The 23592-nt window shown below is 59.8% G+C and carries 18 protein-coding genes; 6 read left to right on the forward strand and 12 right to left on the reverse strand.

The window, feature by feature from the left end; all coding sequences use genetic code 11:
• Nucleotide 1: 1 nt before the first annotated feature.
• Genes ACR0FE_RS05985 through ACR0FE_RS06015 form a run of 7 tightly spaced genes read right to left on the reverse strand, consistent with a single transcriptional unit; the run spans nt 2 to nt 7699 of the window.
• Nucleotides 2-1105 (reverse strand): mandelate racemase/muconate lactonizing enzyme family protein, encoded by a 1104-nt coding sequence (locus tag ACR0FE_RS05985; protein ID WP_480903463.1) that lies wholly within the window; start codon nt 1103-1105, stop codon nt 2-4.
• Complete coding sequence (locus tag ACR0FE_RS05990; RefSeq protein WP_170613620.1) at nt 1102-2208, reverse strand: enolase C-terminal domain-like protein; 1107 nt, start codon at nt 2206-2208, stop codon at nt 1102-1104. The genes ACR0FE_RS05985 and ACR0FE_RS05990 overlap by 4 nt, the downstream gene beginning before the upstream one ends.
• Nucleotides 2205-2489 carry a cupin domain-containing protein gene (locus tag ACR0FE_RS05995; protein WP_170613622.1) on the reverse strand — a complete coding sequence of 95 codons (285 nt, stop codon included), beginning with the start codon at nt 2487-2489 and terminating at the stop codon, nt 2205-2207. The genes ACR0FE_RS05990 and ACR0FE_RS05995 overlap by 4 nt, the downstream gene beginning before the upstream one ends.
• Nucleotides 2486-3592 (reverse strand): mandelate racemase/muconate lactonizing enzyme family protein, encoded by a 1107-nt coding sequence (locus ACR0FE_RS06000; protein ID WP_480911676.1) that lies wholly within the window; start codon nt 3590-3592, stop codon nt 2486-2488. Before ACR0FE_RS06000 ends, ACR0FE_RS05995 begins: the two co-directional genes overlap by 4 nt.
• The gene (locus tag ACR0FE_RS06005; protein WP_480911678.1) at nt 3589-4167 is read right to left on the reverse strand and encodes a dimethylsulfonioproprionate lyase family protein; all 579 of its coding nucleotides are present in this window, start codon (nt 4165-4167) and stop codon (nt 3589-3591) included. The genes ACR0FE_RS06000 and ACR0FE_RS06005 overlap by 4 nt, the downstream gene beginning before the upstream one ends.
• A complete protein-coding gene (locus ACR0FE_RS06010) occupies nt 4164-5246 on the reverse strand; it encodes an alcohol dehydrogenase family protein (RefSeq protein ID WP_480911680.1) in 1083 nt (360 codons plus the stop codon). The genes ACR0FE_RS06005 and ACR0FE_RS06010 overlap by 4 nt, the downstream gene beginning before the upstream one ends.
• Nucleotides 5246-7699 (reverse strand): FAD-dependent oxidoreductase, encoded by a 2454-nt coding sequence (locus tag ACR0FE_RS06015; protein WP_480911682.1) that lies wholly within the window; start codon nt 7697-7699, stop codon nt 5246-5248. Before ACR0FE_RS06015 ends, ACR0FE_RS06010 begins: the two co-directional genes overlap by 1 nt.
• A 68-nt stretch (nt 7700-7767) precedes the next feature.
• On the opposite strand from ACR0FE_RS06015, the gene ACR0FE_RS06020 reads away from it, so the two are divergent.
• The 5 genes from ACR0FE_RS06020 to ACR0FE_RS06040 all read left to right on the forward strand — a co-directional run bounded on the left by ACR0FE_RS06020 (nt 7768) and on the right by ACR0FE_RS06040 (nt 11828).
• The gene (locus ACR0FE_RS06020) at nt 7768-8655 is read left to right on the forward strand and encodes a MurR/RpiR family transcriptional regulator (RefSeq protein WP_170613630.1); all 888 of its coding nucleotides are present in this window, start codon (nt 7768-7770) and stop codon (nt 8653-8655) included.
• Nucleotides 8652-9740 carry an aromatic ring-hydroxylating oxygenase subunit alpha gene (locus tag ACR0FE_RS06025; RefSeq protein WP_480911685.1) on the forward strand — a complete coding sequence of 363 codons (1089 nt, stop codon included), beginning with the start codon at nt 8652-8654 and terminating at the stop codon, nt 9738-9740. Before ACR0FE_RS06020 ends, ACR0FE_RS06025 begins: the two co-directional genes overlap by 4 nt.
• A 64-nt stretch (nt 9741-9804) precedes the next feature.
• Entirely contained in the window at nt 9805-10623 is an 819-nt protein-coding gene (locus tag ACR0FE_RS06030) for an aspartate racemase/maleate isomerase family protein (RefSeq protein WP_480911687.1), read from the forward strand.
• Between the two features lie 52 nt (nt 10624-10675).
• The gene (locus ACR0FE_RS06035) at nt 10676-11416 is read left to right on the forward strand and encodes a sulfotransferase-like domain-containing protein (RefSeq protein ID WP_480812563.1); all 741 of its coding nucleotides are present in this window, start codon (nt 10676-10678) and stop codon (nt 11414-11416) included.
• A 28-nt stretch (nt 11417-11444) separates the two neighbouring features.
• Complete coding sequence (locus ACR0FE_RS06040) at nt 11445-11828, forward strand: carboxymuconolactone decarboxylase family protein (RefSeq protein ID WP_480812562.1); 384 nt, start codon at nt 11445-11447, stop codon at nt 11826-11828.
• A gap of 52 nt (nt 11829-11880) precedes the next feature.
• Here ACR0FE_RS06040 and ACR0FE_RS06045 read toward each other — a convergent pair whose 3' ends face one another.
• From ACR0FE_RS06045 to ACR0FE_RS06060, 4 genes are all read right to left on the reverse strand, one after another.
• Nucleotides 11881-13527, reverse strand: coding sequence for a hypothetical protein (locus ACR0FE_RS06045; RefSeq protein WP_480911690.1), 1647 nt, complete (start codon nt 13525-13527; stop codon nt 11881-11883).
• A gap of 77 nt (nt 13528-13604) precedes the next feature.
• A complete protein-coding gene (locus ACR0FE_RS06050) occupies nt 13605-18023 on the reverse strand; it encodes a WD40 repeat domain-containing serine/threonine protein kinase (RefSeq protein ID WP_480911692.1) in 4419 nt (1472 codons plus the stop codon).
• Nucleotides 18024-18038: 15 nt separating this feature from the next.
• Nucleotides 18039-18503, reverse strand: a complete 465-nt coding sequence (locus ACR0FE_RS06055) for a hypothetical protein (RefSeq protein ID WP_480911693.1) — start codon at nt 18501-18503, stop codon at nt 18039-18041.
• Between the two features lie 113 nt (nt 18504-18616).
• Complete coding sequence (locus ACR0FE_RS06060; RefSeq protein ID WP_480911695.1) at nt 18617-19504, reverse strand: adenylate/guanylate cyclase domain-containing protein; 888 nt, start codon at nt 19502-19504, stop codon at nt 18617-18619.
• 471 nt (nt 19505-19975) lie between these two features.
• Between ACR0FE_RS06060 and ACR0FE_RS06065 the strand changes: the two genes are divergently transcribed.
• Nucleotides 19976-21799: a BCCT family transporter gene (locus tag ACR0FE_RS06065; RefSeq protein ID WP_480911697.1), complete on the forward strand. Its 1824-nt coding sequence runs from the start codon at nt 19976-19978 to the stop codon at nt 21797-21799.
• A 213-nt stretch (nt 21800-22012) separates the two neighbouring features.
• Here ACR0FE_RS06065 and ACR0FE_RS06070 read toward each other — a convergent pair whose 3' ends face one another.
• Nucleotides 22013-23581, reverse strand: coding sequence for a trimethylamine methyltransferase family protein (locus tag ACR0FE_RS06070; protein WP_480490596.1), 1569 nt, complete (start codon nt 23579-23581; stop codon nt 22013-22015).
• Between the last annotated feature and the right edge of the window lie 11 nt (nt 23582-23592).

Below are 23592 nucleotides of genomic sequence, written 5' to 3' on the forward strand. Positions count from 1 at the left end.
CTCAAACGATCTCCAATATTGGGGAGCCAAGAACCTCCGGGTCCGGTGTAACACCTAACCCCGGACCCTCAGGCGGGGCAATCCGGCCATTTTCACGGTTTGGTGCGTCCGGGCAGACGCGCGGGGAGACATAGGAAGACAGGTCGCAGGTATTCATCAGCGACGCAGCCGGTGTCGACGCCGCGAAATGCAGCGCTGCCGCCGTCACGATATCCGACCCCCAGGTGCATTCGGCGCAAATCTCGGCCCCCAGATGCACGGTCAGATCCCGCGCCCGGCGCATGGCCGACAGCCCGCCGAATTTCGAGATTTTCAAAGCGACGGCATCCATGCAGCCCAGCGCATGCGCCTGCAACAGCGAGGCCAGATCATGAGCGTTTTCGTCGATCTTCATCGGCAGGCCGGTCGCCTGACGCACCGCCGCGCAGTCCTCAAGCGTTTTGCAGGGCTGTTCCAGCATCACATCCAGATGCGCCACCGCCCGGCCCGTACGCGTCGCCTGCAAGCGCGTTGCCCCGCAATTCCAGTCGCCATAAACCAGCGGTCCCGGGCCCACGGCCTCGCGCACCCTGGACAGCCGCTCAGCGTCGGCTTGCCAATCGCCCTCGACGCCCAGCTTGACCTGAAACTGGCGAATGCCGGTCTGGTAAGCGGTCTTGGCGATCCGCGCCATGTCATCTGGCGCGATGCAGGTAATCGAGTGGTACAGCGGCATATCCGCCTGTGTCCGCCCGCCCAGCAGCGCATAGACCGGCTGACCCGAGGCCTTGCCAAACAGGTCCCACAGCGCCAGATCCACAATGGATTTGGCATAGAGATGCCCCTGCAGAAACCCATCCAGCTTGCGCATGGGCGCATCGACCCCGAAGGGAGACATGCCAAGAATTTCCGACCCCATCTCGGCCACAGCTGCGGGAACCCCATCGGCATAGGCGGGAAGGTAATGCGGGATCGGGCAGACCTCGCCCCAGCCTTTCAAGCCGGTATCCGTTTCCAGACACAGGATATGACTTTTGACTGTCGCGCAGGTCTTGCCCTCGGCCATGTGATAGGTTTCGTGACTTGTCAGGTCGACGGACCAGAGCGTTATCTTGGTGATCCTCATTGGTAGGCTCCGACCGGATCGCCTAGCGCATCCTCGTCCGGCGAAACACCAAGGCCGGGCGTTTCGGGCAGATGCAGGTAGCCATCAATGTTACGCGGACCGCGCCCGCCAGCGATGTCGAGGGTGATCATATCCTGACAGGCCCAGACCGCGTGGCAGTTGTCATCCGGGATGGTCGCGGCCAGATGCAGCGCTTCGGTGTCCGCCAGAACCGACCCGCCCGTGGCCATCACGAACATGTCGATACCATGGGCCAGCGCGATATCACGAATCCGCGCCGCCTTGGTCAGGCCGCCGACACGGTTCAGCTTGATCCCGAACACCTCGGCCAGGCCATCGCGGGCAATGCGGGCGGCGTCCTGCAGGGTGACGAGGCTTTCGTCGACTGACACGGGCGAGGCATGACGGCCCGAGATAGCGGCGATATCATCCAGCGTCTCGCCGGGTTGTTCGAACGTGACGTTCAGGTCCTCGCAGGCACTCATCACCCGCAGCGCCTGTTGCCGGGTCCAACCCCGGTTGACGTCATAAAGGATGATCTCACCCGGTCGCCGGATGCTTTCGACATCGCGAACACGGGCAATGTCGCGTTCGACATCTCCACCAATTTTCACCGAATGGGCGATGTAGCCCCGGCTGCGATAGCGCTCGATCACCGCGCGGGTTTCCTCCACGGTCTTCGCACCCACGGACGAAGCAATCGGACGCGGTGTTCGTGATCCGCCGCCCATAAGGTCGGCAATGGGCAGGCCCGCCGCCTGACCGGCGATGTCCCAGCAGGCCATGTCGATCGGGCTTTTTGCATAGAGATGTCCGGGTAAGGCAAGATCCATGGCACGTTCCACATCCAACACTTTGCGCGGATCCAGGCCCAGAACGAAGGGCGCCATCGTCTCGATTCCCGCGCGGATACCCGGCCCGTGCGCGGGCACGTACGTGTGGCCCCAGGGCGTGCCCTCGCCCCAGCCGGTCAGGCCCTCATCCGTTTCGACTTTGACCAGCGTTGCATCCAGCACCTCGAACTTGAGCCGCCCGCCGGACAACCAATAGGGATGCTCCAACGGCAGATCGACGTGATAGACCGATATCCGGGTGATCTTCATTTCAGTTCCACTTCGACAAAGGACATGGGGCTGTCCCCGATATTGATAACGTTATGCTCGACCCCTTCATCGCGCCGATACGCGGATCCGGCCGGGACCGTCACGTCATTGACCGAGCCATCGGGCAATTCCAGCCGCATGTGGCAATCGGAGATGGCGGTGATGACATAATCCATCTCGTGCCGATGCCATCCGGTTTCCCCACCGGGCGCAAAGTCAAATCGCGTCACCCGAACACGGGCGTCGTCAATCATTTGAGTAGCCGTTGCTTGTGGTCTCATAGGCGGAACTCCTCTATCGGCGCGCCGAGGCTTTCGAAATCAGGGGTTACGCCCAGTCCTCGCGTATCAGAGGCGTAAAGCTTGCCATCCCGCGACGCCGGACCGCCGATTCCGGTCGACCTGGTGTTGTAATTCATCAGATCGGTGGTGTTCTGCAGATACTCTGCCGGGGTCGAGGCCGCGAAATGCGCCAGGACCGAGGATGTGATCTCGCCACCCCAGGTATCCTCACTGACCACCGGAATTCGGTTATCGACCAGATAATCCCGCACGCGCCGCGCCTTGCTGAGCCCCCCGAGGTTCGAGATCTTCAGACAGCAGATCTCGGCCCCGCGATCCGCCACGATCCGCTGCGCCATGTGGATGCCGGTCAGACATTCGTCCAGCTTCATCGGCTGTTCGGCGACACGGCGCACCTGCTGGCATTCTTCATAGGTGCGGCAGGGCTGTTCCAGAATGAAATCCAGATCACGCGTGGCACGCGCCACCCGGATCGCATTGTCCACGCGCCAGCCTTGGTTGGCATCGGCCATGGCCTTTTCGCCCGGTTTCAGCAAAGGCACTGTGCTGCGTATGCGGTCGATGTCGCTGGCCCAATCGCCCCCGACTTTGACCTGAAACTGGCGATAGCCCTGATCCCGGTAGCGAGCCATCTCGGCCACGGTCTCGTCCACCGCCTTTTGTGGGGCCACCCGGTACATCGGCGCACCGTCGGTTAGCTTACCGCCCAGCAGCATCCACACCGGTTGATCACAGGCCTGCCCCAGAATATCCCAGCATGCGGCATCGAACGGGGCCTTGGCATAGCCGTGCCCCTGCACCAGATGATCCAGAAGCCGTTCGATCCGCCCGACCTGACGCGGGTCTTCCCCCAGCAGCTTTGGTGCCACCAGACGTGCGAGTGCAGGAACACCTTCGGAATGCGCCACCATGTAGTTCTCGCCACAGGGCGTGAACTCCCCACAGCCCTGCAATCCGGCATCGGTGTCGATCACGACCACCGACGCAATAGCGGTTTCAATCGCGTTGCCCGCACCCCAGACATACGTGCCACCTACATAGGGCAGCCCGGTCTGGAAGACGCGGATACGGTTGATCTTCATGCAGCGTCCATTCTGGGCAGATCGCCCATCCCGTCGCCGCGCCACAGGACAAAGGTCAGGATCGGCTGTTCTGTCGTGGTCATGGCGTGGCTTTGCCAGCTTTCGTGATGCCGCGTTTCGTTAGAGCCGACGAAGGCCTCGTTTCCGTCGACCCGGAACACCGCCCCGCCCGCCAGGGTCAGATACAGCTCCTCAGCCTGATGGCTATGCCAGTCATAGTTCAGGCCGGCACCCCAATACGCGACGTAGCCCCGCAGCTGAGTCGAGTGGAAATGCCCTGTCGGACCAAAGAGTTCGTAGTACCCAAAGCGGTTCAGGAAATCCGCGCCGACCTCCTCTTCGGTATAGGTCAGCTTCCACTGCGCCAGATGCGCCGTCGCCTTGATCGCCGCGACCAGATCGCGGGTCGGCTCCCCGACGTCCTCGGCAAAGTCACGCACCAGATCGGTCGCCGGTATCGGCGCAGGCTGCAGACCTGTGGGGGTCAGATCATCGGGCCAGGCCCCGAAAGCGGCAAGATCAGGATGCGCCTGATGCACCAACCGGGCCGCTTCCAGTACGTCATCAAGCGTCATGGGATCACCACAATATTGCCGGTGTGTTGTTTGGCGATGAAGGCGGCCTGCGCCTCGCGCAACTTTTCCAGCGGAAAGGTCGCGGCCAGCGCGGGCTTGATCTCTCCGGCTTCGATATACTTCACGAGGTTCCGCATTACCTGCGGGTCGATCACGGTCGAGCCGGTAAAGTTCAGGTCGCGCAAATAGAAAGTCCGCAGGTCAAACTCGACCATCGGGCCCGCAATGGCGCCGGAACAGGTATACCGACCACCTCGTTCCAAAATGTCGATCAGGGTCGGCCAGTAGGGCCCGCCCACCACATCGGCAACCACGGTGATCTTCTCGTCGCCCAGCGCCGCCCGCAGGTTTTCCGGTCCGCGGGGCAGGATCATGTCGGGGCCAAGCTCGGCGACATCAGCGTGTTTCCCCTCGGATGTCATTGCGATCACCCGCGCGCCACGGCGTTTGGCCAGTTGCACCAGCGCACCGCCAACTCCGCCCGAGGCTCCGGGGACCAGAACGGTGTCTTTGTCGGTCACGTTGGCGCGGGTCAGCATGCCTTCGGCGGTGGAGTAAGAACACGAGAACGTCGCCAATTCGGCATCCGAAAGGCCCGAGTTGATCGGCACAGCGTTAACCGCAAGTGTGGTCGCGTATTCGGCAAATCCGCCATCGCGTTCCGAACCGAAATAGCCGGTTTTGTCCATGTTTTCCGGGTCGGCAGGGTCCCGCAACCAGCCATCGGTGATGACACGCTGGCCAATACGGGCAGGGTCAACGCCTTCACCGACGGCCACGATTTCACCGCAGATATCGGCCCCTTGAATGCGGGGGAAGGTGATCGGCGCGCCGCCCCATGTCGGGTCATCCTCACTGACTTCTTCGAAAGCACCTCCGGTGGTCGCCTCAGAGACGGTTTTGGAGTACCAGCCGGATCGCGTGTTCACGTCAGTGTTGTTCAGACCGCAGGCGGCGACCTTGATCAGAACTTCTCCGGCGGCGGGGTCCGGGCGCGGCCAGTCCGTGTGCAGCACCATCTGCTCCAGCCCGCCGTGACCCATCGTGACCATGGCTTTCATCGTATCGGGCAGGCTCATCACGCGGTCTCCATTATTGCGTCTGTGCGGGGCAACAGGCTTTCGGGGTCATAGGCCGGCTGACCAAGAATACGGCCCGCGCGGGGCTTGCCGTGGATCACGACCTCTACTGCGGTTCCGGGCGCGGCCGCGTCGGGTTTGACATAGGCAAAGGCCAGGATCTTACCGACTGTGTGACCATAGACCACCGAAGCAGTCGACCCCACGACACGCCCGTCCAGCACCACAGCTTCTCCACCATGGCCATCCGCAACACCATCCGGCTCGATTTCGAGATATGCACACACCCAGGGCAGGTCAGTGTTCAGGGTCTTGTCCTTACCCAGATAGTCCTTGTCCGTCTGGGCAAAGCGCAGCACGCCTGCCTCGGCCAACGTGACCTCGTTGGTCAGTTCACCCGCGCCCTTGAAGGCCTTCTCCATCCGCATCACGTTCATGGCAAAGCTGCCATAATCGGTGATGCCATGGGCCTCGCCTGCCACCCACAACGCGTTGTAGACATCCAGGCAGGCGGCGTTGGGCATGTGCAGTTCCCAGCCCAACTCACCGGCATAGGACATACGGAAGGCCCAGACCTTGTGGCCCGCTATGGTGATTTCCTGCGCGGACAGCCAGCGGAACCCGGCATTGGACAGATCGGCGTCGGTGCAACGCGCCAACACGTCCCGCGAGCGGGGGCCGTTCAGCGACAGGGCCGACCAGTCTGCGGACAATGCGGTGATCTGCACATCCTCAACTGCGCGCTGTTGCGCCAGATGATCCAGCAGGCGCTGTTCGAAGAACGCCGCGCAGACCAGATAGAACCGATCCTCGGCCATGCGGACAATGGTCGTCTCCAACTCGATCCGCCCTCGCCGGTTCAACATATGGGTCAACGTGATCGAGCCGACCTTCTGCGGCATCCGGTTGGCGGTCAGCCGGTCCAGCAGGGCATAAGCATCCGGCCCCGAGACCTCGACCTTGGTGAAGGCGGTGACATCCATGATGCCGACGCTCTCGCGTACCGCTTTGACTTCAGCCGCGACCATGTCATCGGCAGGTGTACGGCGGAAGGAATAGTGATCGCGCTGCTCCACGCCGTCCCGCGCGAACCAGCGGGGGCGTTCGAAACCATAGACCTCCTCGTGCACCGCGCCTTTGGATTTCAGCAACTCATACAAAGGGGACGGCTTGATCGGGCGCCCCGCCAGACGGTTGAAATGCGGAAAGGGTACTTCGTGACGCAGGCAATAGTCCTCTTCCGCCTTGATCACCTGCCAGTCCTTGTTGGCATAGCTGCCAAACCGTCGCGGGTCATACTCGCGCATCGAAATATCAGCAGCGCCATGCACCATCCAGCGCGCCAGTTCGCGGGTCAGACCCGGCCCCCAGCCGATCCCGATCTGGGTCCCGCAGCAACACCAGTAGTTCCGAACACCGGGCGCGGGCCCGATCAGAGGGTTGCCATCCGGCGGATGCGAGATCGCCCCATGCACATCGCGCTGAATACCCAGCTCGGCAAAAATCGGCATCCGGTTCAGGCTTTCCTCTAGCCACGGCATCACCCGGTCGTAATCCGCGTCGAACAGCCAGTTCTCGTATTCCCAAGGGCAATGATCGTGCCAGACCGAGTTCGGGTTTTCCTTCTCATAGATCCCGATCAGCCCGCGCTGCTGCTCCATCCGGATATAGCCCGAGACCTTGCGGTCATCGCGGATCACCGGCAGCTCCTTATCCAGGTTCTGGAACTCCGGCACCGGCTCGGTCACGAAGTAATGGTGGGTCATCGAGGTCATCGGCAGTTGCAAACCGGACCATTCACCCATCTGCCGGGCATAGGTACCGCCCGCGTTCACCACATGCTCGCAGGTGATTGCGCCCAACTCGGTCTCGACCACCCACTCGCCATTTTCGGCCTGCGTGATGTTGGTGGCGCGGCAATTGCGGAAGATTCGCACGCCTTTCTGACGCGCGCCGGTCGCCATCGCCATTGTTACATTGGTCGGATCCACATGCCCGTCATCTGGCGTATAGAGCGCACCCAGAACGCCCTCGAGATTATAGAACGGATGCAGCTCGGCGACCTTCTCGGGGCCGACCAGCTCGATGTTGAACCCCAGCGACCGGCCCACCGACAACGTGTGGCGCAACCAGTCCATCTCGTCCTCGGTATAGGCCAGCCGGAACGAGCCGCAGCCATGCCATGTGACGGGTTGGCCGGTCTCAGCCTCCAGCTGGCCGGAATACAGGCCGATGTTGTAGTCCACGCATTTGCCGAGCCCAAAGCTCGAGGTCGAATGCGTGATCTGGCCCGCCGCATGCCAGGTGCTGCCGCTGGTCAGTTCAGCCTTCTCCAGCAGGACGGTATCACCGCCCCACCCTTCATGCGCCAGATGATAGGCCAGACCGACCCCCATAACACCGCCTCCGACGATGACCACACGGGCCTGTGACGGCAATTCATTCCCGGACATGATTTTTCCTCTTCCCGAGTCGCATTTCTGCTCGACAGGCTAATTCCACAAATGTACCATCGTCAATCATGAATGACACAAATGTATCATCAATCGTTCTGAACCGCCTGAGTCAGGAGTGGGACGCCCTCACCCCCGAGGCGCAGAAAGCCGCGCGTTATGTGCTGGAAAACCCAAGCGACGTTGGGGTCTCGACCGTGCGCGAGATTGCCGAAGCGGCAAAAGTGAAGCCCAACACCTTTGTCCGCATGGCGCGTCAGGTCGGCTTCGATGGGTACGAGGATTTCCGCGCGCCCTTCCGCGAAGCGATTCGCAAGGGCAGCGTGTCGTTTCCCGACCGTGCCCGCTGGTTGCAGGACATTGGCAAGTCGGGCGAACTGGGCGGGCTTTACGCCGATATGGTCGGCGCCGCGATTCGCAACATCGAAGAAACCTTTGCCGGTATCGACGCCACAAAGCTGAAAGCTGCCGCAGAAGACATCTGGAACAGCCGCCAGATCTTCACGCTGGGCGTCGGCGTCAACAACTCGAACGCGCGCAATTTCACCTATCTGGCCTCGACAGGGATGAAACAGTTCCACGCCATCCCGCGACCCGGCTCGACCCCGGTGGATGATCTGGCCTGGGCCGATGAACAGGACGTTTTGATCGCGATCACCTGCCGCCCCTACCGGACCGAGGTGATCGAAGCGATCAAGCTGGCCCGCCAGCAAGGCCTGACCGTCGTTGGCATCTCGGACAGCCCGGCCAGCCCGGTGATCCTGAACGCACATCACGGTTTTGTCGTCGCCGCCGACACACCACAGTTCTTCCCGTCCTCCGTTTCAACCATCGCGCTTCTGGAAACGCTGCTGTCCTTCGTGATCGCGGTGTCCAGCGATGAGATCGTTGAACGGGTGGAACGGTTTCACCAACGCAGACACCAACTTGGCCTCTACGCGGAGGAGCCCGAATGAACGCCCCCCTGACCCATTCCCTTGACGCCCGATACTATACCGATCCCGCCATATTCGGGCAGGAGTTGCAGGGTCTGCTGGCCCGAACGTGGCAGTTCGCGGGCCACATCGCGCAGGTCCGCGAGACCGGGGATTACTTCGCCTTCGAGATCGCCGGGCAAAGCCTGTTCTGCATCCGCGGCCGCGATGGCGAAATCCGCACCTTCTACAACGTCTGCCAGCATCGTGCGCACGAGATGGTCACCGGCGCGGGCAACACGCGCGTCGTCGTCTGCCCCTATCACGCCTGGACCTACGAGTTGTCCGGCCAACTGCGCGCCGGTCCCAACATCAAATCCGTCCCCGGCTTTGACCGCAGCGCCATCTGCCTGACCTCTGTCCGGACCGAGGTGTTTAACGGTTTCATCTTCGTCAACCTCGATGATGACGCCGCGCCTATGGATGAATGGTATCCCGGTGTGCGCGAAGAAATCCGCGCCTTTGTTCCGAACATCGACAATCTGGAACCGCTGGAATGGGTGGAAATTCCGGAAAACTGCAACTGGAAGGTCAGTATCGAGAATTACTCGGAATGCTACCACTGCCCGACCAATCACCCGACCTTTGCCGAAGGCGTGGTCAAGCCCGAGACCTATGACATTCAACCCGACGCATGCGGCGGCTATGTGCTGCGTCACACGACCGAATGTCAGAGCCTGGAAAAGATGACCTACCCTATTGACCTGTCAGTACCGCATGCGGGCGATTACCAGTCATGGTTTCTGTGGCCAATGTTCTCGTTCCAGTGCTACCCGGGCAACGTGCTGAACACCTATCACTGGCGCGCCAACGATGCCGATCACTGCACCGTCTGGCGGGGCTGGTACACCGAAGGCGGGTCGGAAAGCGCGGTGATCCGGCAACTGGCCGTACAGGATCGTGAAACAACGGTCGAGGAAGACATCCGCCTTGTCGAATCCGTGCACCGCGGGCTCAAGTCGCGCGGCTATCGTCCCGGCCCGCTGGTGCTGGACCCGGGTTGCGGCGTGATGTCGGAACATTCGATCGCCAAATTGCAACAATGGATGCGCGAGGCCGTCGAATGACGCCGGTGCCTTTGTCCCAAGGAATGCGTCGAGTTTTCTCAGCCTTCGAAAGGACAGGCCGATTATGCTGATGCCCGGAGAATGGCGGCCTGAACACAAGCTTTTTCCTTATCAGGTCGGCTTCTCCTCTCCGCCGTTCGATTTCGATGCCGCGCCATCGGACTTCCTGCGCATGTGCCCCGAAACCGTCGGCGTGCATGGCTGGATGCTGCATGTCCCGGATTACGTCCACGGGCTGGATCAGCGGAAAAAGAACTTTGGCATGCTCGAAGATTTCGTGCATTGCATGTCACGCAATGGCGTGGATGTCTGCGGTCAGGTCGGGTCGAACTGGGTCCATGCCTGCGGGCTGGGCGTCGACGGGGTGCGGCAGCACTGTGCTGATTTGTCCGACAAACACGGCACGGAGTTTCACATGGCAGGCTATGCCATGGTCGAAGCGCTTCGGGACATGAACATCGAGAAGGTCGCCCTTAACGCGGCCTATCACTGGCCCGAATGGTGGCAGGGCACCGTCGGCTTCCTGCGCGAGGCCGGGTTTGACGTGGTCTGGGCCGGCAATTTTCACGATCAGGGTTGGTTTTCCAGCCAGGAAGAGGTCAACAGTCATCGCTGGGTGTTCGACGGCGATCTGGCCCGCCGCAGTTTCGAATATGTTGCCGACAAAGCCCCGAAGGCCGACGCGATCCTGATCAACGGCATGTGCAATTTCCGAACCGGTCCGGGCGGTCTTCCGCAACGTCCCTTGCATCTGGCCGATGATCTCGAGGCCGCAATCGGCAAGCCCGTGATCGGCCACGACATCGCGCTGTACTGGCGCATCTTCAAATCGCTTGGCATCGCACCCCAAACACCTCACGGGCAGCTTCTGCGGCGTCTGTAGCCGGGATTTTGCCTTGTACAAAGACAAGAATGGCAGTCGAAAGGTCGTTCAAATGCACCAAATCTTCGCGCTCTGGGCTGTACCCCGGTCAACCTCGACGGCCTTCGAGTGGATGATGCGCCAGCGCGGCGATCTCGATTGCCTGCACGAACCCTTTGGTGAAGCGTGGTATCAGGGCGAAGAACCGCTTTGGCATCGCTTTCGGCCGGGCGAAAAGACCACGCCGGGCCTGACCCTTGAAAGTGTCTGGGAAGACGTCCGGGCGCGCGCCCGCAAGGGGCCGGTGTTCCTCAAGGATTTTCCGCATTATATCAACCACATGTGGGATGCTGAGCTGCTGTCTCATTTCACTCACGCTTTCCTGATCCGCGATCCTGCTAAAACGATCACTTCCATGTACCGGCAATGGCCGGACTTTGCCGAAGGCGAAGTCGGCTTCCCCGAACAACGCGCCCTTTTTGATCTGCTGACAGCGCTAAACGGCACCCCGCCGCCCGTGATCGACAGCGACGACTTGCTGGAAGATCCGCACAGCATGACGCAAAAGTTTTGCGATTCCATAGGCATACCATTCATTGAAGACGCTCTGACCTGGGAGGCTGGCGGCGATCCGTCTGCCCATAGCTGGTGGGATGGCGGATCGTTTCACGCCAATCTGGCCAACTCCACCGGCCTTGCGCCACAGCCACGCAAGCACATCTCGATCGAAGATGCACCCGAAAGGGTCCGGCAGGTTCATCGCCGGATGAAGCCGCATTATGATCACCTGTACAGGCATCGCCTGAAGTCCTGAATTCACCCAAACCAACCGGAGGTTCCGAATGGCGAACATCTTTGACGAAGACCTTTTTCTGATAGGACTGGAACAGCGAAAAGCAACGCTGGGCGCTGAATATGTCGAGAAAAATCTGGCAGCCGCCGACGATTTAACCCGCCCTTTTCAGGAAGCCATGACCGCGTGGTGCTGGGGGTTCGGTTGGGGTGATGACGTCATCGACGCAAAGACGCGTTCGATGATGAACCTCTCAATGATCGGCGCGCTCGGCAAGATGCATGAATGGGAAATCCACTGCCGGGGTGCCATCAACAACGGTGTCACCACCGAAGAGATTCGGGCAATCATTCACGTAATCGGCATTTATTGCGGCGTACCGCAGGCGCTGGAGTGTTTCCGGGTGGCGCGCAAAGTCATAGAACAAGGCTAAGTCCGTCAGCAGTGTGGGGCCGGTTTGCCCCACACCTTCGACACCGAGGTTCTTACGCGGCGGCCAGGTTTTTCTGACGACAGTAGCAGGACGCGCGGATCGGAACGTCCGCACGCGCAACCGCCTTGTCGAGTTGCAGCTTGATATGCGCTGCCTCCACCGTTTCACCACGCCGCGTCAGACATTCATGCAAACCGTGCAGGCTCCAAACATTGCCCGGATGCTGACAGGCCCGGCTGAGCGTTGCATCAAGCCCCAGATCGGCACGATAAACCGCCTCGGCTTCTTCGACCTGCCCCTGTTCAAGTAACAGCGCGCCCAGCGCATGGCGGGTCGGCTGCATCCAGCCCCACGGCTCGTCATATGGCAGGTTATCGTCGATCCCGACCGATTTGCGCAGGTGTTCAAAGGCCGTTTCAAACTGACCCTGATGATAGGCCAGCTCGCCCAGCATCATCTGTTCGGCCACCTTCAGGATATCGCGGCAGGTGTTGTTGAACAGCATCCGGCTGTCCGGCACCCGATCCAGCGCCTGATAGAACAGGTCTCGTTCCGTTTCCGCCTCGTCCAGACGCTGAGTATTGGCCAACGCCACTGTTCGCGCGTAGCGCATCATAGCGCGCGTGACGCTGTACAGCTCTTCATCGTCGGGCAAGGACTGATCCAGAATATCCTGCCATCGCCCGAACCGGATCAACACGTGCTGTTTCATCGGGATGAAACCCTCGAACCAGTCTGCCATCGGGCGCAGTGTTTCTGACGGCAGGGTCGCAATCAGTTCATCGGCCGCTTCCAGCGCCGCAGTGGGCTGACCCAGAAACATCGCGCCGTAGATTTTAAAATGGTAGTTGTGACACCGGTAGACCGAATAGAAATTGTCCGCACCCTCGCGTTTCAGAAACTTCCGGTCCGCCACAATTGCCGCTTCGTTGCGCAGCACCACATTCATGTAATCCCCGCAAAGCACGTCCACGTGGGTCGGCATATGCAACAGATGGCCCGCATCAGGCACCAAAGTGCTCAGCGCATCGCCATGGCGCAATGCCCGCTCGGGGTGCGGGGACATCTCCATAAGGTGAATATACATGTGCAACAGCCCGGCATGTGCCCAGGCACCCGGAAGCGTTTCGAATGCCTTGTCGAGAACGGCGATGGCCTCTTCGGTGTCTGCACCCTCGGCCGGTTGTCCTGTCGGCAAATCCCAAAGCTGCCAGGGTGTGCGGTTCATGATCGCCTCGGCAAAAATCGCGCAGATATCCGAATCGTTTGGGTGTTTTGCATGGACCTCGCGCATGGCATTGGCAAAGGCGTCATTCCAAGGCGCAAAGTCCGCAATCTCTGCCGTCTCGGGATAGCGCACCGACAACGCTTCAATCAGGGCTCGTTCGGCCGGAGTAACATCATCCAGCAACCCCATGGCGGTCTTGACCGAGGCACCGGCCACATCGATGCAGTCAGGCTTTTCCTCTTCCTCGAAAGCCTCCCAGGGTTTGTTGTAGTTGGGGCCGATGCAATAGGCGATGCCCCAATGTGCCATGGCGCAACCGGGATCAGCGCCCACGGCTTTACGAAAACACGCGATTGCTTCTTCGTGATTGTAGGCATACGTCCAGGCCAGGCCCCGGTCGAACCAAAGTTGCGCCTCGTTTGACGTGGTCGAAACCGGCCGGGAGTAATTTCCAAGGTCGTAGTAGTCCATTGCAGCGGCCTCCTTCTTCCCATTGGCGCAGACTACTACATCGGGCGTTTTGAAGAAAGTGAGCCGCCAGACGCGTGCTAACGCTCCGGTCGATCGCAACTTGTCGATGGTTCCGCGCTGCCCAGATACTGTCCTCTGCGCCTTTTGTCGAAAGTCGGGCCGCCCAGCGCACAGGCAATCTCCAGGCTCAGCCTGTCCCAGATACGGACGGTTCCCTCTTCACCCGATGTCGCAAAGGTCTGGCCGCCGGGCGCCAGAGCGATACGCCAGCTTGGTCCCTTATGTACCCTTTGGACAGGCATGAGCCGCCAATTGGCAACCGTATCCCACCAATGAAGCTCACCGGATCTGTCGATGGCGACCAATGTTGCACCATCCGCCAGAAAGGCAAGATCGGTCGCGCCGCCCTTATGGCCACCAAATGACGCCAGTTCAGCGCCGGTTTGCACGTCCCAGATCTTGACCACCTCGTCGCTCGAGGCGGATGCGATTCGCGCGCTGTCGGCACTGAAAGCAACGCTCCACACGGTATTATCATCCGCTTCGATAACCCGTTCCAACTGATTATTAGCCGTCGTCCAGATGTAGAGTTTTCCGTCCGGTGACGCGGCAGCAACGCGGGTTTCGTCGGGCGAAACCGCAACGCGGTTCAGGGCGATTTCGCCCGGTTCAACCGGGTTGACAGCGATGCTCTCAGACACATCCAAGCGAAACAGTCCGGACCCAGTTGCCGCGAAGAACGCAGAAGGTCCCGCAGCCGCTACCGACCAGACCGGCGTTTTGCCCAGGTTAAAACGCTGCTTTGACTGCATGGTCGCAGTATCCCAGACACGAATGTCGCCGTCTCTGTCACCTGTCACAAGCATTTGGCCATCAGCTGAAAACGCCGCGGCCCAGACCTGATTGCCGTGCCCCCTTAGCAACATGGGTTTCATCGCCGACCCGACATGCCAGATCCAGACATTGCCGTTGTCGTCGCCCACGGCAATAGACGTGCCATTCGGGCTGTACGCTACCCCCAGCGCTTTCGTCCCGTCCGGCAAGGCCAGCATATCACCATCGCCAGGTTCCGGGTTGACCCGCCACAGACGAATCTGCTGATCCCGGCCTAATGTCGCCATCACCGGCGATTCGCGCGCCACTCCGATATCCACGATACTCTGACTGTGCGCCTGCACCACGTCACCCAAGGGCGACAGGGCTGCACTTTCCATGCGCAGTGTTCCATCGGCACTGGCACCTATCAAAACGTTTTCAGGACCCGAGAAAGTTGCTGCAACAATGGGTCCCGCATCCGGGAACCGTTCGATGATCGGCGCGCCTTGCGGAAACCCGATCGTCGAAACCTTGCCGTTGGTGTGGGATACCGCGAAGGAACTTCCTGTGCTGTCAAAGGACAGATGATCCGGATCAGGTCCAAGCGGGCCGCCCGGGATGGGCAGAAACGCCGGGGCGCATTCCTGGTCAACCCAGCCGAAAATGGCACCATCCACATTTCCCGCGACCAACCCGTCGGACACAGGCGAAAACGCCACCCTTTTGAACCCCAGTGGCATTTTCGCCAGCGGAGCGCCGATCTGCATCCCGGTCAAGACATCCCACAGCCGGACGGTGCCGTCGCCGGTGGCCGAGGCGACCCGCTGGCCGCTTGCGTCGAAAGCCACGCCAAATGCCACGTCATCGCCGGAAAACAGTGTCGTGACCGGGCCGGTCCGGGACGGGATGACATTCCACAGGCGGACATCCCCATCAGTCGCCGCAGAAACAAGTAACGTTCCGTCGGGTGAAAAAGCGAGGTCTCTGATACCACCCGAATGCCCCACCAGTTCCGCCAGAACACCCTCGTCTGCGCTGGAACTGTGAATGATAATACGCCCGTCGCGCAGCCCCACGGCAACTCTCAGGCCCGAAGGGTCAAAGGCCATGGTCTGAGCATCGCCAACTGTCAGCGGGCTGCCCAACGGGATCAGGCCGGGTTTTTCCAGTTGCTGCCGCGCCATCAGCATTGCGGTTCGCGCCTCGGACGTGGAACCGGCGGATTTGGCGCGGGCGATGGCCTCGGCGCTTAGGGAAAGGGCTAGCAGCGGATCGGTTTGCGACAAGCCGTTCGCGGCCGCACCCAGCGCGCGGGCAAACCGCTCGTTGGCTTCGGCGGTGGCCGCAACGGCCATCTCACGGTTGCTTTCCGCAAGCTGCGAGGCGCGAAGCGCCAGAAATGAAGCTGACGTCGCGCCTGCGGCGAGCAAGGCAAGAGCGCCCACCGCAATCTGGTTGATGCGCCGCCGCCGCATCCTGCGCTGGTTGGAGACGGCCAGAGCCCGTTCGCGCGCCTCCCGCGCCGCGTCCAGAAAATCGCGTTCCTGACTGCCCAGCACGTTTTCATGGCATTCGGACCATTCCAGCGAAGCCAGCAGCCGGGTTCCGCGATACAGCAGATCCGGTTCTCGGTCTTCCGCCTGCCACTTTGCCGCGTCGTGCTGAATCCTTTGGCGCATGCGCAGATCGTCGCGGCTGTCCTCGATCCACGAATCCAACCGTGGCCAGGTACGAAGCAGCGCTTCATGCGCGATCTGCACGGATTTTTCATCCACCGTCAAAAGCCGCGCATCCGTCAAAGCCTCGACAACCCGCCGCGTCGTGTCCGGGTCAATGTCACGCTCGACATCGTCTATCGGCAGCAACCGGCGCGTATCGGGTGTGCCTTCGCCCGGAGTGACCAAACGCAGAAACAGCCGTTGCGTTGCCGCCTGCTGTTTCTTGTCAAAACTGCTCGAATAAAGCGTCTCGGCCGTCTGGCTGATCGCGCCCGCAACCCCGCCAGCCTGCCGATAGCCGTCCAGTGACATAACCGCGCCTTTACGCCTGCTCCACGTTTCATAGAGAGAATGCGCCACCAGTGGCAGCGAACCGGCCTCTCGCCCGGCCTCATCAACAATGGCGTCGATCAGAGATCTGTCCATATGCAACCCGGCCGCGCGCGCAGGTTCGCTGATCGCCCTGCGCAACTCGGGGCGCGTCATGGGGCCGACCAGCAACTGGTTCTCGGAAATGCGATCTGCAAGCCAAGGGATTTCAGCGCAAGACGCATAGAAGTCCGCCCGAATTGTCAGCACGATGCGCACGCGGCTGTCGGCTGGATCGGTCATCGCCGACAGGGCTTCGATGAACTTGCCTCTGCGCTCTTGCGTGACCAGCGTGAACAGTTCTTCAAACTGGTCGATACAAATCAGTAGCTCGCCCTTGTTGGCGGTTGCTAGACGGCGCGCGGCGCTGGGATAGGCGATAAAGTCGTTCAGGGAAATCTGGGCCGTCAGATGCGAGTTGTCCCCGATCAGCTGAAAGTACAGATCAGTCATCGGATCCCGACCTGGCGTAAAGATGCAAACCCGCCAGTTTTCACTGCCCGATATCGCATTTGCAGCAACCGCCGGCAGAAGACCAGCCCGCAGGACCGAGGATTTGCCACTGCCTGACGAACCGCCCAACACCAGAATGCGACTTTTTTGTAGCCGGCTGACGAGGTCCTCGACCAGATCCTCTCGCCCGAAGAAGTAACCAGAATCTTCGGGCTGAAAGGCAGCAAGCCCTTTATAGGGGCATTCCACCCGGCTTTCCGAAATCTGGGTTACAGCTTCGGATGCAGCCTCGCGCCGGTCGCGATCCAGCGCATCGTTCATTGCACTGCGCCAGGATAACATTTCCTGAAACCGGGCTTCGGGGTCCATCGCCATGCCGTGTTCAATGCAGTCGCGCCACATGTCCGGCAGCCCGGAGATATGTTCAGAAACATGATGGAACGGCGGTGGGGGCCTGCCGGTCAAGACATGCCACATCAACGCGCTGGCGGAATAGATATCCGTCATCGGCGTGACAGGATGCCCATGTTCAGCCTGTTCCGGGGCCTGATACAACGGGGTGCCGGCCATCATGGTCGCGCCGGTCACATCGATCGCAAGATCCTTGGCGATGCCGAGATCGGCTAAAAAGACGCGTTCGTCCGGCTCTACCAGTGCGTCAAGCGAGGCTGAGTTGCCGTTGTCCCTGCTGCGTTTGACCCTTTGCAGCAAAACATTCGCGGGTTTGACATCACGATGAACGACATTCGCCTCGTGAACCGCCGATAAGCCATCCGCCAGTGCATCGATCAGAGTGCCCAGACCCTCGCGCCTTGCCAGCACGGCGGGGTCCAATTGCTTAAGCCGCTCGGCCAGAGTCCCACGGTCCGCATAATCCATAACGAAATAAGGACGACCGTCTTCCAGCCGCCCTACGTCATGAACCGACACGACGCGCGGTGACCGGATGCGCCGCAGCAAGCGCGCCTCCTCAAGAAAATGCGCTATGACGCTTTCATTGGCGGCCAGATTCGAATGGAGGATCTTGAGGGTTACAGGAACCTCCAGTTCCTCATCCCGCGCGAGGACAACTGCCGCAAAACCTCCGCTGGCTATTTCCCTTTCGACGGCATACCGGCCAATGAACGCAGGAAAACTCATGTTGCGGTCTGCGTCTTAGAGGTGCTCTTTCACGTCAACGCAATGGAACTTGGTCGCATCCAGGATATTGTGGTCCCGATCGCCGGCAGTCACGCACATCATCGTGCCTCCGTCGCGCGCTGCCGTGGAAGCCGCCTCTTTGGTGACATAGCTCGGGTATTCATCATGCCGGTGCCAGCGGCCCTGTTCAACGTTGAAATCGCTCTGGGCATTGCGGCCAACCTGTCCGACCGAATAGCTGTCACCCCACCAGGCGTGAAAGTGGTTCTTTGACACATCAGGCGTGAAATTCGCCTCGTAGGTAACCACCAGTTCTTCACCGTTTTTTTCGACCGAAACAATCTGAACCTCGCACCCGTCCACCGGGCAGGCGTTGGGCATCGTGGACTGCGCATAGGCGGTCATGCTGCCGAACAAGGTGATCGCCCCAAAGATAAGACAGCCCCGGCGCACTTGGTTTCCAGAAGAATTCAATGACATCTTTCCCTCCTGAAGTTTGCTGAGAACAACCTTTCGCGCCGATCCTAACATAAATGCAGGTCTCCTTCTGAGACTTTCGCCACAGAAGCGGGAATACGGTACACAGATCATATTCAGCGGCGGACGATTTCAAACTCCAACGGGCGCGCATCGGCGTGCAGGACAGGTAGCGCCGGCGATATCAGCCCGCTGTCAGCCAGCATGACGGTCTCTCGCTTCAGCTGGATTTCCCTTGCGTTTTCGATCTGAACAAAGGTTCCGGACGAACTTCGGTCGGTCAGCGTAAGCTTGCCGCTTTTGACGCTGAATACGGCATGCAGCCGCGAAACCCAGGGCTGAGGCAATATCACGTCGCACTGGTTGGACCTTCCGATGCTAAGCTCTTCGCCGTCCCTGCACCTCCAGGACTGGTCGTCGTGATACAGCACAAGCGTGAAACTCTCGCCCTGTTGTCCCAGCGGAACATCGCCGGATCGGGTTGGCGAATGCATGACCGTACTCAGACCGTCTGTAGCTGCAACCAGGGAATAAGCCCTGACCGGATCGCTGACGCCTTTCAGGCGCAGCGCTCCAATCGGGATCAACTGCTTTCGGATGTTCGATCGCAATCCGGTCACAACGGTTTCGCTCAGACAGGCCTCGCCCGGGTTGGCCGCCGCCGCCAGCCGCGCCGTCAGGTTTACGGTTTCGCCGAATATATCATTCTCGGCAATGACGATGGGGCCCTTGTGGACCCCTGCATGAACGGACAGCACCGTTCCCGGGGGCTTGCTGACCATCTCAAGCGCCGCATGAACGGCGGCGGCGTGATCAAAGAAGTAGCAAAGGACGTCATCCCCTTTCTGCCCCACGTCAATTCCGCCAAATTTTCTTGTCACTTCGCGCAGTCGGTCGATCTCGAATTGTATCAGCTTCCGCGCCTGATCATCCTCCATCGACTCATAGAACGGAGTGCTGTCCGAGATATCGGCGATAATCGTAGTGGCGAGCTTGGTATCCAATGTGTTTATCGCATCTGAGTGACTGTGGTCCGAGATATTATGGCACATGGCGGCCTGAACCGAGCGGGTTTGTTACGCACCCGATCGATTTGATTATGAGGCGTACACGTTCCGCCTTCCCATGGCGTTTGATTTGATCCCCAATGGTCATTTCAGATTGGAGTTTGGCCGCGTGTGTTCACACACGCCAAGCTGACAACGGCACGCTGCGTGCAACTGATGAACCAACACAAAAAACTGCGCCACCCGGAACCTGCCACGATCAACACCAGGATGTTTGGCACAATACCCAACCAACAGAATTACCGAGACTTTCTGTGAGACATCTGACCAACCAGAAAACGTGAAGGTGGAAACCAGTTGTTGTTCGGGTCTATTCTTTGGTTGTCGAAAGCGTCGCGCGTTCTTGCAAAGGGATTAGCGCTGCGGCGCCATAAGTGAAACAGTCAACCTATGTGAGACCGTTAGAATATGGCGCTTGAGGACCCCTTCACAGACCTCAAAATAGAAACGCAGCGGACCGGGTTTTACAAAGGATATAACCTGCCGATTGCGCTGTTCAGCAAATTCTCGGTTTCGCTGCTGGTCCTGTGGGCGTTGGTTTGGCCGCTATCTGCAAACGACACGTTGCGTTCTTGGAAGTCAGGGTTGCTGGCCGAATTCAACGCCTTTTACAACATTTCGGTCGGTCTGTTTGTATTCTTCCTTTTTCTTGTTGCGCTTGTTCCGGCGACCGGGCGAATGCGGCTTGGGGCAGAAGTTGAGACGCCGGAATTTTCAAACTTTTCATGGTTTTCGATGATGTTTGGCGCGGGTCTCGGCGTGGGTCTTATGGTCTACGCAACCGCTGAACCACTGGGTTTGTGGGAGACAAATCCACTGACCGTTTCCGGGCAAGTTGCTCCAAAAAGTGAGGAGGCAATTGAAGGCGCTTACCGCTATACGTTTTTGCACACCGGCTTTCACGCTTGGGCAATTTACGTGGTCACCGGCCTGAGCCTTGCTTACTACGCCAATACCCGGGGCATGCCGCTGACAATTCGGACGGCGCTGACACCGTTGCTCGGAGAATACTCCAACGGAATTGCAGGCCATGTGATCGATATACTCGGCGTCGTGGCGACGATACTCGGCGTGGCTGTGACGATCGGTTATGGCGTTTCTCAACTGGTCGATGGCGCGTTTCTGATTACCGGCGCGAATTGGCTTGTGGAAAGTGCGCCGACCGCAATGAAGCCGTCGACCGCCGGACTGATCACGGCGCTGGTTCTGGTCATGATGATGTCGACACTCTCGGCCGTTTCTGGTGTGGGGCGCGGCGTCAAATACCTGTCGAACATCAACCTGCTGTTGTCCCTGGTATTGCTGGCAGTGTTCATTGTTTTTGGCTCGTTTGCGTTTGCCGCAACGACTTATGCAACGGCGCTGGTCGACTACGTCAAGAACTTCATCTCGCTGAGTTTTCAGGCTTATCGCCCAATATCGGAGATCGAGTACGCGTCCGTACTGCCGGCCGAGGCGGCTCCCTTTGTCGAAGAGCTGTTTGCGGGCGCAACAGATGCCTGGGGTACAAAAGCTGCCTTCCTGGAAGGGTTGAGAAACGATACCGCCAATCTTTCCGACGCAACCAAGACTGCGGCTTATGACGCGGGCACACAGGGGCGCTTGTTTGAATGGCAGGCCGGATGGACGACCTTCTATTGGGCGTGGTGGATCGCGTTCTCGCCTTTCGTGGGTCTTTTTCTGGCGCGTATCTCGAAGGGGCGCACGGTGCGCGAATTCATCCTTGGCGCGGTTATTGCTCCGTCCCTTGTGTGCTTCGCCTGGATGGCCATTCTGGGTGGGGCCGCTATCGATATGGAGCTGAATGGGGACGCCAACGGGTCAATCCTTGCCGCATCAACAACAGCGACACTGTTTGTCACCTTGGGGGAAATGATTTCGGGCGACTTCCTCATCATCATGAGCGTCATGTGTGTGGTGTTGACCATGACCTTCCTCGTCACGTCCGCCGACTCCGGCATTCTCGTGATGAACACGATCATGTCCGGTGGGTCTGAAGACACCGGTTTGCTTCATCGCGTTATCTGGGGCGCGCTGCTGACGCTTGTCATTGGAACCTTGCTGATTGCCGGTGGCGGCGGGTTAGAGGCTTTGACCAATTCGATGATCATTGGCGCGCTACCGTTCAGCGTAGTGTTGCTGCTCATGTGCATCTCGCTGGCCAAAGCAATGATAAATGATCTGCGCCGCTTGAACCACGAGACGCAAGCGGAGGGGCCGACGGGTTCATGATTGCCTTGCCTAGCGGTTTCAGAACCCGAAGAAGGGTGGTTGGATTTGGCAAGTCAGTAGGCGAGTTGAACCAGGCGTTCGGCCTTCTTGAAATTGGAGGCCGTCTGGCAATCAAAGACCTGACGCACAAGGGCGCGTTTTGGACTTAGGCACTACAACAGCGCGGCATCGCAATCCTGCACGTTGCGATGCCTTTGCTGTTAACCGCAGAGTTCACCCCGCCCGCATCGCCTCGGGCGGCAGTTTGATCGGGAACCTCGAACGCACTTCCGCATCGGCCTTGCTGCCAAAGTAGTTCGGGTAGTGATTGGACAGAATGTCATCCACCACCGAGCGGCTGCGTTCAAACATGTCCTGACGCCCGGCTTTTTCCCATGTGTCGGTCAGTTCCCGGTCTAACAGGGTCGGATAGACATATTCGGTCTCCATGTATTGCAAGGTCTGCGCGTTGCCGAGGAAGTGGCCGGGGTCAATCGCGCATTCATGGATGACGTCGACGGAAAGCGTCTCGTCGCTCACTTCAATTCCACGGAGCGTTCGCGAGATCATTCCGGCGGCCTCATTGTCGATGACCATGGACTCGAAGCTGCACCCCATCAGGCTGCCGACCATCCCGCCAAATTCGCAGAGCCGGTTGGCCCCGGCATGGGCCGCCAAGGCGAAGGTCAGCGCCTTTTCCAGACCATATTGCGCGTCGGGGATCTTGGAATCCGTCATGCCACATCCGACGCTGGTCGGCAGGTTGTAAAAATTGCCCATCTGAATGGCTGCGGCCGAAATCAGCGCCTGTTCACCGCTGCCGCCCGTGAACGACCCGGTGCGCAGGTCGGTGATGAAGGGCCAGGCCGCGAAGACGACCGGTGTGCCCGGGTTGAGCAGGTTGGCAATGGCGACGCATGACAGGGTCTCGGCCACCGCCTGCGCCAAGGTCCCCGCCAGCGGCGCGGGTGATGTCGCCCCGGCTTGCGGCGGAACTGCAAGATCGCAAACGAGACCCATTTTCGCGGTATCGATCAGGATCTCCAGATTATCCCGCCCAAAGCGAAGGGGAGAAACGATTGGGCAGCCACCAAAGATGACTGAGGGCTTTTCAAGGAACTTGCCCTCCCCGCCCGAAGCCAGATCGAACAGATGGATCGCGTCCTGAATATGCTCGCGCGTGCGGAAGGTCAGGCAGGACGGTTTTTCGCTACCCGCCAGGATGGCATAGAGCATGCTCATGTCATGCTCGTAATCCTGCGGAACATCCGTTGCCAGAACCGTGTCGCCGGTCATGTGAATATTGTCGAGCCGATCCACCAGACGGGTGAAATCATAAATATCCTTGAGGGTTGATGGCCGGTAGCTGCGCGTTTCGGCGTCAAACGTTGTCACAGCGGTGCCGGAGTTTGCGTAGTACACCTTGTCCTTGGTGCAATGCATGTCGTCCTTGCCGGCCCGCGATCCGCGTGCGTGGACATAGAATTCACTGGCGGCCTTGGCCAACAGGTCCTCTATCAGGGCGCGCGGAAAGCACAGCCTGCCGTGCTCGTTCACTGTCGCCCCCTTGGGCAGCACAAGATCAAGGACTTCCTGCGTGGGATCGCCGACGCCTGTGCGTTCCAGAATGCCGAGCGCGGCTTCGTGGATTCGTGCCATATCGGCGTCTGACAGCGGCTTGTATCGGCCACCGGGGATGCCGGGCCAGATTGCCTGCGAGGCGGTATTGCTGGTCCGTACGGCCGCGCGTGCTTCACGCCCGCCCCCGCGCCGTCGTGATCTGCGCTGCGTAATTTCTGTCATCGTTCTTCTCC

The sequence above is a fragment of the Ruegeria sp. K7 genome (assembly GCF_056531785.1).